Genomic DNA, 12,962 nt, shown 5'->3' with positions numbered 1-12,962 from the left:
AGACATGGCCTTCCAGGACTTCAACATGGACAACCAGTGGTTGCCCTTCACGCCCAACCGCCATTTCAGGAAAGACCCGCGGGTCTTCGTGGCGGCCGACGGCATGACCTTCACCACGCACGACGGCAAGCAGGTGATCGACGGCATCTCGTCGCTGTGGTGCGTGGGCGCGGGCCACAACCGCAAGCCGATCAACGAGGCGATCAAGAAGCAGCTGGACACGCTCGACTACGCCACCGCCTTCCAGGTCAGCAACGACAAGGCCTTCAAGGCGGCCGAGATGATCGCCGCGCTGGCCCCGGGCGACCTGAACAAGGTGCTGTTCTGCAATTCGGGTTCCGAGGCCGCAGACACCTCGATGAAGGTGGCGCTGGCCTACCACCGCGCGCGCGGCGAGGGGCACCGCAACGTCTTCATCGGCCGCGAGAAGGGCTACCACGGCGTGGGCTTCGGCGGCATGTCGGTGGGCGGCATTCCGGGTAACCGCAAGGTGTTCGGCTCGGCCTTCCTGCCGCGCGTGGACCACATGCGCTTCATCCATGACCCGGTGAACCATGCCTACATCCACAACCAGGAGCCGGTGTGGGCCGAAGACCCGCTGGTCGAGCTCGAAACGCGCATCCTGCCGCTGCATGACCCGAGCAACGTGGCGGCGATCATCGTGGAGCCGGTGGCCGGCTCGGCCGGCTGGTACCTGGGGCCCCAGGGTTACCTGAAGCGCCTGCGCGAGATCTGCGACAAGCACGGCATCCTGCTGATCTTCGACGAGGTCATCACCGGCTTCGGCCGCATGGGCACCAACTTCGCGTCCGACTTCTTCGGCGTGGTGCCCGACATGCTGAACTTCGCCAAGTGCGTGACCAACGGCGTGATCCCGCTGGGCGGCGTGATCTGCCGTGACAAGCTCTACGACGCCATGATGAAGACCGACGCGCCCGAGCACGTGGTCGAGTTCTTCCACGGTTACACCTACTCGGGTCACCCGGTGGCCTGTGCGGCAGCGGTGGCCACGCTCGATCTCTACAAGGAAGAAAACCTCTTCGCGCGCGCCGGCGAAATGGGCAAGGTGCTGGGCGATGCCTTCCACAGCACCCTCAAGGGCCTGCCGAACGTGATCGGCATCCGCAGCCTGGGCCTGGCCTCGGCGGTGGAACTGGCGCCTATTGCAGGCTCACCGGGCAAGCGTGCCTATGACGTCTTCCTCGACTGCTTCCACAAGGGCGCGCTGGTGCGGGCCGCGGGCGACGTGCTGGTGATCGCGCCGCCCTACATCGTCGAGAAGCAGCACATCGACACGCTGGTCAACACGCTGGCGGATTCGATCAAGAAGCACGCCTGAGCGGCGGCGAGGACCTGTTCACCTTATCGCGGTGCGGTGTGCAGCGCGATGCAGTTGCCTTCCAGGTCCTCGAACTCCGCCACACGACCGAAGCTTCCCGCTTCGGTTTCCGGAAAGAGGACGGCGCCGCCTGCCGCGACGGCCCGGCCCAGCGTGGCCTGGATGTCGGTCACGCTGAAGTAAAGGCGTGCGCCGGATTTCCCCGGCAGGTAGCTGTCGCCTTTCGCCAGCGCGCCGCTCGCACCGGGGGCGCCCTCGGCATGGGGAAAGAACGCCATGTCGTTGCCATGGACGGTCGCGCGTTCGAAGGCGCAGTCGAAGACCGCGCCGTAGAAGCGCAGGGCCCGCTCCATGTCCCGGACCGGGATCTCGAAGTAGGAGACAGGGTTCATCTCAAGGCCGTTTGGTGGCAGGCTGGGTCGGCTGCCTGAGCTCGGCGCAGTAGTCCTTCTCGGGCATCGCCGGCGTGCGCCAGGTGGCGTCGTAGGCGGCGGTGTCGTCCTCGGCCGGGCCGCCGGCCTGCAGGCGGACGGTCTTCACCGACACGTCGGTCGGCAGGTGTTGCGGCACGCCCAGCACCTTGGTGACGTGGCCGGCGCCCGCGATCAGCAGCACCGTCTTGCCCGGTTGCCGGGCCTTCACCACCGCTTGCGCCATGGCGCGGTCGCGCGCGACCTGGATGCGCGTCATCGGGCCGATCTGCGATTCGGGCAGCAGCTTGCAGTGGCCTTCGCGCACGGCCTCCTGCTGCATGGTGTAGGCCTCGCCGTTGAGCTGCACGTCGAGCGAGACGTCGGCCATCGCGTCCTTCATGCGCGCGCGCGGCAGGTTGGCGCCGACCACCGGCACGCCGGCGCGCACGGCCGCCATCACGCTGGGGCCGTAGCGCGTCCAGGGCCAGGCCTTGTCGCTCCAGCCGAGGGCGGTCTGCACCTGTGCGTCGGTCGCGTCGGCGGGCAGGCGGGCGCTGCTGCGGCCTTCCTCGGCCATCTCCAGCGCCAGCGCGGCGAACTGGCCGCGTCCGGCCAGGGCCTGCACGGTCTCGCGTTCGAGGGCGTGGTGTTCAGGCGCGTCGTGCTGCTCGCCGAGCAGCAACACGTCGGTCGGCAGCAGGGCGGCGACGCGGCGCGCCACAGGCACGTCGGGCCCGTGCGCACCGGCGGAGAAGGCCGCGCAGCCGGCGAGCAGGGCTGCGGCGAGGAGGGGCGCGACGAGCCGGGAAGCGTACAGAGGGCGAAGAGGGCGAAAACGCATCCCGCCATACTATGCCCCGCACCCCGCCCCGGGATGTCGTCCTTTTCCGCTGCTTTCCCTGCCCGTGTCGTTCCGTTTTCCCCTCCGCGTGCTGGCCACGCTGCTGCTGGCCCTGGCCGCCGCGCTCGCCTGTGTCGCGCTGCACACCCCGCTGCCCTGGATGATCGGCCCGCTGTTCGCGGTGTCGCTGGCCTCGATCGCCGGCCTGCCGACCGCGAGCCACACGCCGCTGCGCAACATGGGGCAATGGGTCATCGGCACGGCGCTGGGCCTGTATTTCACGCCGCAGGTGGTGACGCTGGTGGCCGGCGTGTGGTGGGCGATCCTGCTCGCCATCGGCTGGGCGCTGCTGCTGGGCTGGGCCTTCGGCCGCTGGCTGCACCGGGTGCATGCGGCGCGCATGCCGCATGTGCCGGCGAAATCCATGAGAGCCACGACTTACTTCGCGGGCGCCATCGGCGGCGCCTCGGAGATGACGCTGCTGGCCGAATCGGCCGGCGCACGCACCGACCTCGTGGCCGCCGCGCACAGCCTGCGGCTGATGGTGGTGACGGTGACGATCCCGTTCGCGATGCAGTGGAGCGGGCTGCATGGCTTGGAGATCAACCCGCCCGGCGTGCGCGAGGTGAACCCGGCCGGGTTGACCCTGCTGGCGCTGGCCACCGGCGTGGGCGGGCTGGCGATGCGGGCGCTGGGCCGCACGAATCCGTGGTTCATGGGGCCGCTGCTGGTGGCGATGGGCTTCACGGTGGCGGGGCAGTCGCTGTCGGCCGTGCCGACCTGGCTGTCGAACACCGCGCAGCTCGTGATCGCCGTGAGCCTGGGCGTGCGCTTCAGCCGCGAGTTCCTGCACACGGCGCCGCGATGGCTCGGCTCGGTGGCGCTGGGCACGGTCGGCATGCTGGTGCTGTGCGCCGGCGCGGCCTGGCTGCTGGCGGGGGCGACGGGGCTGCACCCGGCCACGATGATCCTGGGCACCTCGCCCGGCGGCATTGCCGAGATGTCGATCACGGCCAAGGTGCTGCAGCTGGGCGTGCCGGTGGTCACGGCGTTCCAGGTGTGCCGGCTGGTGGCGGTGCTGCTGATCGTGGGGCCGATGTACCGGTGGACTGAGCGCTGAAGGCGCACCGGTAAAGAAAAAGCGCCCCGCGGGGCGCTTTTTTTATTCAGGCGAGGCCGTTTGCCTGCTCAGTGCACCAGCACCGGGGTGTGCGCCAGTTCGGCGTAGCCCTCGAGCGTGTCCTCGACCTCTTCCTGCGTGGGCGTGTTGAGCTGCCAGGCGGCGATCTGCTGCTGGAACAGCTCGGCCCAAGAACCGTCGAGGTAGACCTCCTTGCCCGATCGCTTGTCGACGATCTCGAAGCCGTGACGCTCCAGCACGGGGCCGTTGGGCTTCGTGCTGGGCTCGTCGCCGTCATTCGGCTGCACGTGCACGACGACGAAGGACTCGGAGTCGTAAAGCATGTTCATGGCGGGCCCTGTGAGGATGTCGATGGCGTTCATGGGGGTTAGATAGCAATCAACGCGCCAGTTTCAAGAACAGTTGTCGTCAGGCCGTTGATATGTGAGCCTTTTTGCCTCAATTCGCGGGCGTTTCGGGTAGGGGTTTGCGCAATTGGGCGTCAGCAAAGTCGCCGTTTGCCTCGGTTTGTTTGATGCGCACGGGCAAATAGCCGTATCTGGGTGCCAGCCAGAGCTCCAGCTTCCGGTCGAATTCCTTGCGGGGCGTGCGGGTGAGCTTGCGCGCGGTGTATTCGCCGGCCGGCAGCGTCAGCTGCTCCTCGTCGCCGACCACGAAGACCCAGACGTCGCCGTCGCGCACGCCCACGGTCTGGACCGAGATCCGGGTGCCGGCTGGGTACCGCGCCGGGCTGGCCGCCAGCAGGCCGCCCAGCTGCATCATGACGCTCATGCGGTCCTGCGCGCCGGGCTGCAGCGGCACCGGGGGCGCGTTGTTGCTGAAGATGATCTTCCCCTGGTCACGCACGAAATGCGAGGCGACCTCGGCCTTGCGGCTTTCCGAATACCGCTCGGGTTCCAGGCCCGACGGGCCGATCTTGCCGGTGCTGTGCCAGTTCAGCAGGGTGAAGAACACCGCCTTGAGCGTCAGTCGGCCGTCGTAGCGGCTGCCGTCCTGCAGCCAGACCAGCTCGCCGAACACGCCGCGCTGCGGCGAGGCGCCGGTCTGGCCCGTGGCTTCGAAATCGAGCGTGACCGAGCCCGGAATCCGCAGCGCCTGGGTGCCGGCGATGGTGCCCGAGGCCTCGCTGCCGGCGGCTGCCGTGCCGCCCGGCGTTCCGCCGGCCGTGTTGCCCGCAGCGGCGGCGGCCGGGGCGCTGGCGGGTGTCTCGGGGGGCGTTGCTCCTGAATCTGTAGCGGTTTGGGCTGTCAGGTCGGGCGTCTCGGCGGGTGTCTCAGGGGGCGTCTGTGCTGGCGCGTCCGGTACAGGCTTGGGCGTCGGCTTGGCCCGGGGCACCGACGCTTCGCGCGGACGCCGGGGCTTGGGCGGTGGGGGCGGCTTGGCCTCGACCGGTGCGGCGGCCGGTGCCGCGGGCGCCTGCGACGCGGGCGGCGCGATCACGATCGTGCGCGTGATGAACTTGCTGGCCAGCGGCGAAGGCTCCGGCCCCATGGCCATCGGCGCCAGCCCGAGCAACAGCAGGTGCGCCAGCGCCACCCCCAGCGTCAGTCCCGCGAGCGCGCGCCAGGACGGACGTCCGGGCAGGCCGAGGGACAGCGGTGAAGGCGCGGCGTGCGTCGACGACATGGGTGTGTGGAGTGGACGCCGGCGCCGAGGTTCACGAAGATCGCCTCGGTACACTGCCGCCCGTTCAACCAGTTTAGTGGGCGCGGCGCCGCGCCCTGTTCCTGTCTTACGCCCGCATCATGAAACTCGCCACCCTGAAGGACGGCTCGCGCGACGGCCAGTTGGTCGTCGTCTCGCGCGACCTCACGCTCGCCCACTACGCCACCGGCATCGCCCACCGGCTGCAGCAGGTGCTGGACGACTGGGGCTTCATGAGCCCGCAGCTGCAGGACCTGTACGACGCGCTCAACCACGGCCGCGCGCGCCACGCCTTTCCGTTCGACCCGGCCCAGTGCATGGCGCCGCTGCCGCGCGCCTACCAGTGGGCCGACGGCTCGGCCTACCTGAACCACGTCGAGCTGGTGCGCCAGGCGCGCAACGCCGAAGTGCCGGAGAGCTTCTACACCGACCCGCTCATGTACCAGGGCGGCAGCGACGACTTCCTGGGCCCGGTCGACGACGTCGTCGTGCCCAGCGAGGCCATGGGCATCGACTTCGAGGCCGAGATCGCCGTCATCACCGGCGACGTGAAGATGGGCGCCACGCCCGACCAGGCGCTGGACGGCATCCGCCTCGTGATGCTGGCCAACGACGTGAGCCTGCGCAATCTCATTCCGGCCGAGTTGGCCAAGGGCTTCGGCTTCTTCCAGAGCAAGCCCGCCACCGCCTTCAGCCCCGTGGCCGTCACGCTCGACGAGATCGGCGCCGCCTGGCAGGACGGCCGCGTGCACCTGGCGTTGCAAAGCAGCTGGAACGGCCGCAAGGTCGGCCTGTGCGACGCCGGCCCCGAGATGACCTTCCACTTCGGCCAGCTCATCGCCCACATCGCCAAGACGCGCAACGTGCGCGCCGGCAGCATCGTGGGCAGCGGCACCGTGAGCAACAAGGGCGTCGAGAAGAACGGCCGCATGGAATGGCCCAAGGGCTACTCGTGCATCGCCGAGAAGCGCTGCATCGAGACCATCCAGGACGGCGCGCCGGCCACCGATTTCATGAAGTTCGGCGACACCATCCGCATCGAGATGAAGGGCCTGGACGGGCGCTCGCTGTTCGGCGCGATCGACCAGGAGATCGTGTCGACCGCCGGCCGGCCGGTGGAGGCGCCGGTGTCGCTGACCCGGCCGCAGCTCGAGATCGACACCGGCCCCGATAACGCAGCGGAACCCGCCGCCGAAGGCTGACCGGGGCCCGTCGGGGTTTCTCCCCGTTCGGCGGGCCGGAAGCCCCCGTTCCACAAAACCCAACCCTGCGCAGCGGGTGCTGCCTAGGATGGAGCGATCCGACCGAAGGAGCCTCGATCCATGAAAGTCCGTGCCGCCGTCCTTCAGCGCCTCGGCGCGCCCATGCCCTATGCCCAGAGCCGACCGCTCGAGATCGAGGAGGTCGATCTGGCGCCGCCCGGCCCCGGCGAGGTGCTGGTGCGCATCGCGGCGGCGGGGCTGTGCCATTCCGACCTGTCGATCCTCAACGGCGACCGGCCGCGCCGCACGCCCATCGTGCTGGGCCACGAGGCGGCCGGCGTGGTCGAGGCGCTGGGCGAGGGCGTGACCGACCTGGCGCCGGGCGACCACGTGATCCTGGTATTCGTGCCCAGCTGCGGCCACTGCGCGCCGTGCGCCGAGGGGCGCCCCGCGCTGTGCGAGCCCGGCGGTGCGGCCAACGTGGCGGGCACGCTGCTGGGCGGCGCGCGGCGGCTGTCGCTGCGCGGCGAGCCGATGGACCATTTCGTGGGCGTGTCGGCCTTCGCCGAGTACGCGACGGTGTCGCGCCGCTCGCTGCACAAGATCGATCGCGAGCTGCCGCTGGAGATCGCCGCCATGTTCGGCTGCGCGGTGGTGACGGGCGTCGGCGCCGTGGTCAACACCTCGCAGGTGCGGCCCGGCCAGACCGTGGCTGTGGTGGGGCTCGGTGGCGTCGGGCTGGCCGCGCTCATGGGCGCGCTGGCCGCGGGCGCCGCGCGCGTGATCGCGGTCGACCTGGCACAGGACAAGCTCGACTTCGCGCTCGCGCTGGGCGCCACCGACAGCGTCGACGCCAGCGACCCCGACGCGGCCAAGCGGCTGCGTGACATGACCGAAGGCGGCGTCGACCACGCGCTGGAGATGGTGGGCTCGGCCAAGGCGCTGGAGTTCGCCTACAAGGTCACGCGCCGCGGCGGCACCACCGTGACCGTCGGCCTGCCCGCGGCCATCCAGACGCTGAACACGCCGGTCTGGCACCTCGTGGCCGAGGAGCGCACGCTGAAGGGCAGCTACCTCGGCAGCTGCGTGCCGCGGCGCGACCTGGGGCGCTTCATTGCGCTGTACCGCCAGGGCAAGCTGCCGGTGGACCGGCTGCTGACCGGGCGCCTGAAGCTCGACGAGATCAACGAGGGCTTCGACCGCCTGCAGCGCGGCGAGGCCATCCGGCAGATCGTCACGATGCCGTGACGGCCGCCCCGCGCAGCAGCTCCTTCTGCGTGCGGATGCCCAGCCGCCGGAACGCGCGGTACTGGTGGGTGCGCACCGTGCTCAGTTCGACTCCCAGCGCGCGCGCCGTGTCCTTCGCGGTGCGCCCGGCCATCAGGTGGCCGATCACCTCGCGCTCGCGCAGGCTCAGCGTGAGCAGGCGCGAGGCGAGGGTGGGCGCGGCCGCCTCGTGCACGGCCGTCGCGCTGCGGCTGTGGGCGCTGGCGGCGTCGGCCAGCAGCGTGGCATGGGCCGCGATGACGGCGAAGTCGGTCTCGCCGAACTCGGGCTGCGCCAGGCTGCGGTAGAAGCTCACGGCCACGCGCTGGCCGCTGGGGCGCAGCAGCAGCACCGAGCTGCGCTCGCGGATGCCCACGTCGCCGTAGCAGGCCGCGCGATAGGCGGGGTCGGCCACCTCGTCGCCGTGCTGGTGGCCCATCCACAGCTGCGCGCGCTTCGGCAGCTTGCGCGCGGCCAGCCATGCCATGTTGGGGTCGAGCAGGTCGAAGCGCTGCGCCACGTAGCGCTCGGCGGTGCGCTCGGCCGTGTTGCCGTAGCTGCTGGCAGCCGACACCGTCTCGATGCGGCCGGTGGCGTCGACGCCGAACACGGTGCAGAAGGTGACGGGCATCACGCGGTGCATCGCCGTGAGGCAGCTGGCCGCCAGGTGCGGCGTGCCGATGCCGGCCAGCACGTCGCCGACGACGACCGCCGAGAGCTGTGCGTCGGCGGCAGGGTGGAGGCGCCAGCGTTTCATGGGGTTTCGAAGGAGGAATAGGGTAAATACCTCCTACGAAGTTATGACATTGGCGCGGGCGCTGCATCGGGACAATCCCGTTCCATGACCACCACCCGTACCGCCGACGCCGCCACCGGCCCCGTGCCGCCGCAGATGTCCGCGACCGAGCTGCCGCCCTCGGTCGGCGCCTTCCACTACACACGCTTCGCGCCCCGGCTGCCCGCGCTCGACGCCGGCGGCATGGAGCCCGGCAGCCACCCCGTCGTGATCGCGGGCGGCGGCCCCGTGGGCATGGCGCTGGCGCTGGGGCTGGCCAACCACGGCGTGCGCAGCGTGGTGCTCGAGGCCGACGACACGGTCTGCGTGGGCAGCCGCGCAGCCTGCATCTCGCGCCGCAGCCTGGAGATCGTCGAGCGCCTGGGCGCGCTACAGGCCTTCCTGGGCAAGGGCCTGCCGTGGAGCGTGGGCCGCAGCTTTTACAAGACGGCCGAGGTGTTCCGCTTCGAGATGCCGCAGGACGCGCAGCAGAAGCTGCCGCCCATGATCAACCTGGAGCAGTACTACATCGAGCAGTACCTGCTGGACGAGATCGAGCGTCGCAACGCGGCGACGCCGGGGCTCGTCGACATCCGCTGGGGCACCGAACTCACGGCGCTCGCGCAGGACGAGGGCGGTGTGACGCTCGACGTGCGCAACGCCCTGGGCGCCTACCGCCTGCGCGGCCAGTGGCTCGCGGCCTGCGACGGCGGCCAGAGCTTCGTGCGCAAGTCGCTCGGCCTGGCGCTCGAAGGCACGGGCTACGAAGGCCGCTACGTGATCATCGACATCGAACTCCAGAGCAGCCAGCCGACCGAGCGCCGCGCGTGGTTCGACCCGCCGTGGAACCCCGGCTCCACGGTGCTGATGCACCGCCAGCCCGACGACATCTGGCGCATCGACTACCAGCTGCGCGCCGGCCAGAGTACCGAAGACGCGCTGCAGCCCGCGGCCGTGGCCGAGTTCGTGCAGCGCCACCTCGACGCCATCGGCGAAGGTCACCTGCCGTGGAAGACGGTGTGGACCTCGGTCTACCGTGCGGGCGCGATGACGCTCGACAGCTACCGCCACGGCCGCGTCGTGTTCGCGGGCAATGCGGCGCACGCGATGCCGATCTTCGGCGTGCGTGGGCTCAACTCGGGCTTCGACGACGCCGACAACCTGGCCTGGAAGCTGGCCTTCGTGGCCAAGGGCCTGTCGGGCGCGGCGCTGCTCGATGCGTACTCGCAGGAGCGCATCGCGGCCTTCCACATCAACGCCGAGAGCGCGATGCGCAGCACTGAATTCATGTCGCCGCCCTCGCGCGGCTTCGACCTGCTGCGCGAGGCGGCGCTGTCGCTGTCCGAGGCGCACCGCGGCATCGCGCAACTGATCAACCCACGCCAGACACAGGCCGTGCGCTACGACGACTCGGCACTGTCGAGCGCGGGCGACACGCTGCCCGCCGGGCCGCTGCCGGGCGAGGCGATGCCGGAGCAGCCGCTCGCGCAAGGCCACCTGACGGACTGGATCGGCCCGGTGTTCACGCTGCTGGTGCTGCGGCCGGACGTGGTGCCGCTGCCCGCCGCCGACATCGCGCGGGCTCGGCAAGGCGCCTTGCCTTTCGCGGTGCGCACCATCGCCGGCCCGAACGGCGAGGGCGCCGATGCGCAGGCGTCCGACGCCGTGCTTGCCGCGCTCGGCGCCAGCGACGGCGCCGTCTACCTGCTGCGCCCCGACGGCCACGTGGCCGCGCGCTGGCATCGCCTGCCGGCCGGGGCACTGCCCGCCGCGCTGGCCCGCGCTGCTGTCGCCGTGGTCGCCACCTCACAGGAGATTTCCGCATGACGACTGTCGTCCCCTCGCTCCACCCCGACGCTCGCGACCGCCTGTACGCCGAGTGCGCGCGTGCCGTCACCGAGGCCGGTGCCGAACGCGAATCGCTGTTTCTCGCACGGCTCGCGCTGCTGCTGTTCGAGCAGGTCGGCGACGAGTCGCGCTGCCGCGCCGCACTGGCTGACGCGTTGCACGCGCTGCCCGTACCATCGCTGTCCGCTTCCGAACAACAAACAGGAGATTGATCTCATGGATCGCCGCACCCTTCTCGCCACGCTCGCCTCCGGCGCCGCCGTGGCCGCAGCCCCCTTCGCCCATGCACAGGACTACCCCGCGCAGCTCATCAAGTGGGTCGTGCCGTACCCCGCGGGCGGCGGCACCGACGTGATCGCGCGCGTGCTGGCCGAGGCCATGCGCCAGACGCTGGGCCAGCAGATCGTGGTCGACAACCGCCCCGGCGCGTCGACCAACATCGGCGCCGACCTGGTCGCCAAGAGCAAGCCCGACGGCTACACCATCCTCTCGGCCGACAACGCCGTGCTGGCCTTCAACGAGCACCTGTTCGGCAAGCTGCCCTTCAGCCCCGAGAAGGACTTCAGCTACATCGGCGCCATCGGCAAGTTCCCGCTCGCGCTGGTGGTGCACCCCGACTTTCCGGCCAAGACCTTCAAGGAGTTCCTGGCCTACGTGAAGGCCAACCCCGGCAAGGTCAACTACGCCTCGCCGGGCAACGGCTCGCCGCACCACCTGGCGATGGAAATGTTCAAGGCGCGCACCGGCACCTTCATCACCCACATCCCGTACCGCGGCGCGGCGCCGGCCATGGCCGACGTGATGGGCGGCCAGGTGCCGTGCATGTTCCTGGACCTGGCCTCGGGCTTGCCGATCATGCAGGGCAACAAGGTGCGCGTGCTGGCCATCGGCTCGGGCGCGCGCAGCAAGCGCCTGCCCGACGTGCCGACGCTGGCTGAAGTGGGCGTGCCCAACACCGAGGTGTTCGCGTTCCAGGGCATCCTCGGCCCGGCCGGCCTGCCCGCGGCCGTGGTGAACAAGCTCAACAGCGACCTGAACAAGGCCTTCAGCACGCCGGCCGTGCAAAAGCGCTTCGACGACTTCGGCATGGAAGCCATGCCCGGCACGCCGGCGCAGTTCGCGGCGCTGTCGCGCGCGGAGTCGAAGCGCTGGGGGCCGATCATCAAGCAAGCGGGAATCAAGCTCGACTAGAAAAAAGCTCGCCCCCAGGCTTCGCGCACTTCGTGTCGCTTCGCCAACCCCCTACCGGGGGCGACACCTGCAGCCCGGCAAAGCCGGTTCTGCGGTGTCTCGCGAATGGAGCGCGTCAGCGGGTGAAGGCTTTGCGCGAGCCGTCCTCGAAGACTTCATCGTCGCGCTGCAGCTCGCCGTTCTCGTCCCAGCTGCGCTCGCGCGTCACGCGGCCCTTGTCGTCGAAGACCGACTCGGCCAGCGGCTCGCCCTTTTCATTGAAGCGCTGGTGCGTGCCCACGGGCACCTGCCGGCTGCGCCCCGGCGCGAGGTAGCGGCCCTGCGCGGCGCGCTGGCCGCTGTCGTAGAACTCGGTCACGTCGACCGTGCGCTCGCTGCCCGAACCGCTGTACACGGCCTTGCTGCGCGGCTGGCCGTTCAGGTGGTAGCTGTCGTCGCTCACGGGCTCGCCCGACGCGTTCCAGCGCTGGTCGCGCACCAGCGTTCCCCGGTCCGAAAACTCCTGCTCGCGCTGGCGGATCGACGAGCGACCGACCAGCAGCCACACGGTTTCGCGCCGCTTCACGCCCTCTGACGAAAAGCTGCGCTCCAGGCGCTGGCTGCCGCTGATTTCGTCGAGCGCCGAGGGCTTGCCGTTGTCGTAGAACTCCTGCGTGCGCACGCGCTTGCCCGCCAGGTACGACAGCCGCGAGCGCAGGGTGCCGCGCGCGTCGAACAGGTCGACGCTCGACGCCCCGCCCACAAAGCCGCACAGCTTCGCGTCGTCGGCGACCGGCGCCAGCACGGGGGCCTCGCCGCAGCGCAGCATCGACATCTGGCCGCGCTCGGTGAACTCGACCATGGCGCGCTCGGTGCCGCGGTCAGGGTAGAAGGTGGCGCGCCGCAACTGGCCGCCGGGGTAGAAGCTGCGCACCAGGCCGCGCTCCTGGCCGTCGTCGTACATGGCGTCGCGCAGCACCTGGCCGCCGGGCGCGAACTCGCGCGCGCGGCCGTGCATGTTGCCCTTGGCGTTGAGGGTGTGCTCGCGCGCGAGCTTGCCCTTCTCGTAGAAGCGCACCAGGCCCATGAACACGCCGTTCTGCACCTGCTGCTCGCGCTGGAGTTCGCCGCTGCGGCGGTCCTTGCAGCGCATCAGGCCGGTCTTGCCGGCGGTGGTGCTGCCATTGGCCGGGCTCACGTGCTGGCCGTTGAGTTCGCACTCCTGTTGCGCGTGGACCGCCGGGGCGCCCAGAAGAATCGTCAGCGTGATCGCGGCCAGGCCGAGGAGGGACGCGGCCGCCCGGGGCGCCCGAGGGGCGGGAG

General features: G+C 70.4%; 13 protein-coding genes. 7 read left to right on the top strand and 6 right to left on the bottom strand.

Annotated elements, in window-relative coordinates:
- The first annotated feature begins 4 nt into the window (after positions 1–4).
- Complete coding sequence (aptA, locus tag D3H34_RS27470; RefSeq protein ID WP_119557687.1) at positions 5–1,339, top strand: omega-aminotransferase AptA; 1,335 nt, start codon at positions 5–7, stop codon at positions 1,337–1,339.
- Positions 1,340–1,362: 23 nt separating this feature from the next.
- On the opposite strand, the gene D3H34_RS27465 is transcribed toward aptA, so the two are convergent.
- Positions 1,363–1,731 (bottom strand): VOC family protein, encoded by a 369-nt coding sequence (locus D3H34_RS27465; protein WP_119557685.1) that lies wholly within the window; start codon positions 1,729–1,731, stop codon positions 1,363–1,365.
- Position 1,732: 1 nt separating this feature from the next.
- Positions 1,733–2,593 carry a ChaN family lipoprotein gene (locus D3H34_RS27460; RefSeq protein WP_119557683.1) on the bottom strand — a complete coding sequence of 287 codons (861 nt, stop codon included), beginning with the start codon at positions 2,591–2,593 and terminating at the stop codon, positions 1,733–1,735.
- A 64-nt stretch (positions 2,594–2,657) separates the two neighbouring features.
- Here D3H34_RS27460 and D3H34_RS27455 point away from each other — a divergent pair, with 64 nt between their 5' ends.
- Positions 2,658–3,713 carry an AbrB family transcriptional regulator gene (locus D3H34_RS27455; RefSeq protein WP_119557681.1) on the top strand — a complete coding sequence of 352 codons (1,056 nt, stop codon included), beginning with the start codon at positions 2,658–2,660 and terminating at the stop codon, positions 3,711–3,713.
- A gap of 68 nt (positions 3,714–3,781) precedes the next feature.
- Here the strand turns inward: D3H34_RS27455 and D3H34_RS27450 are convergent, their stop codons facing one another.
- Together D3H34_RS27450 and D3H34_RS27445 are read right to left on the bottom strand one after the other, a co-directional pair.
- Positions 3,782–4,063, bottom strand: coding sequence for a BTH_I0359 family protein (locus D3H34_RS27450; RefSeq protein WP_056577200.1), 282 nt, complete (start codon positions 4,061–4,063; stop codon positions 3,782–3,784).
- A 109-nt stretch (positions 4,064–4,172) separates the two neighbouring features.
- Positions 4,173–5,360, bottom strand: a complete 1,188-nt coding sequence (locus D3H34_RS27445) for a DUF3108 domain-containing protein (RefSeq protein WP_119557679.1) — start codon at positions 5,358–5,360, stop codon at positions 4,173–4,175.
- 119 nt (positions 5,361–5,479) lie between these two features.
- On the opposite strand from D3H34_RS27445, the gene D3H34_RS27440 reads away from it, so the two are divergent.
- Both D3H34_RS27440 and D3H34_RS27435 read left to right on the top strand, forming a co-directional pair.
- Positions 5,480–6,580, top strand: coding sequence for a fumarylacetoacetate hydrolase family protein (locus D3H34_RS27440; protein WP_119557677.1), 1,101 nt, complete (start codon positions 5,480–5,482; stop codon positions 6,578–6,580).
- Between the two features lie 120 nt (positions 6,581–6,700).
- Positions 6,701–7,828 carry a zinc-dependent alcohol dehydrogenase family protein gene (locus tag D3H34_RS27435; RefSeq protein ID WP_119557675.1) on the top strand — a complete coding sequence of 376 codons (1,128 nt, stop codon included), beginning with the start codon at positions 6,701–6,703 and terminating at the stop codon, positions 7,826–7,828.
- Here D3H34_RS27435 and D3H34_RS27430 read toward each other — a convergent pair.
- Positions 7,815–8,603, bottom strand: coding sequence for a helix-turn-helix transcriptional regulator (locus D3H34_RS27430; RefSeq protein WP_119557673.1), 789 nt, complete (start codon positions 8,601–8,603; stop codon positions 7,815–7,817). The genes D3H34_RS27435 and D3H34_RS27430 overlap by 14 nt on opposite strands.
- An 84-nt stretch (positions 8,604–8,687) precedes the next feature.
- On the opposite strand from D3H34_RS27430, the gene D3H34_RS27425 reads away from it, so the two are divergent.
- The 3 genes from D3H34_RS27425 to D3H34_RS27415 are packed head-to-tail and all read left to right on the top strand — an operon-like array spanning position 8,688 to position 11,660.
- Entirely contained in the window at positions 8,688–10,448 is a 1,761-nt protein-coding gene (locus D3H34_RS27425) for an FAD-dependent monooxygenase (RefSeq protein ID WP_119557671.1), read from the top strand.
- Entirely contained in the window at positions 10,445–10,681 is a 237-nt protein-coding gene (locus tag D3H34_RS27420) for a hypothetical protein (RefSeq protein WP_119557669.1), read from the top strand. Before D3H34_RS27425 ends, D3H34_RS27420 begins: the two co-directional genes overlap by 4 nt.
- Before the next feature lie 4 nt (positions 10,682–10,685).
- The gene (locus D3H34_RS27415) at positions 10,686–11,660 is read left to right on the top strand and encodes a Bug family tripartite tricarboxylate transporter substrate binding protein (protein ID WP_119557667.1); all 975 of its coding nucleotides are present in this window, start codon (positions 10,686–10,688) and stop codon (positions 11,658–11,660) included.
- A gap of 115 nt (positions 11,661–11,775) precedes the next feature.
- Here the strand turns inward: D3H34_RS27415 and D3H34_RS27410 are convergent, their stop codons facing one another.
- On the bottom strand, positions 11,776–12,918 hold the full coding sequence (locus D3H34_RS27410; protein WP_119557723.1) for a toxin-antitoxin system YwqK family antitoxin: 1,143 nt from the start codon (positions 12,916–12,918) through the stop codon (positions 11,776–11,778).
- Positions 12,919–12,962 lie beyond the last annotated feature (44 nt).

It is taken from the genome of Acidovorax cavernicola (assembly GCF_003581445.1).
Note: the sequence above shows the minus strand (reverse complement) of the source record. Positions and strands in the feature narration are given on the sequence as shown.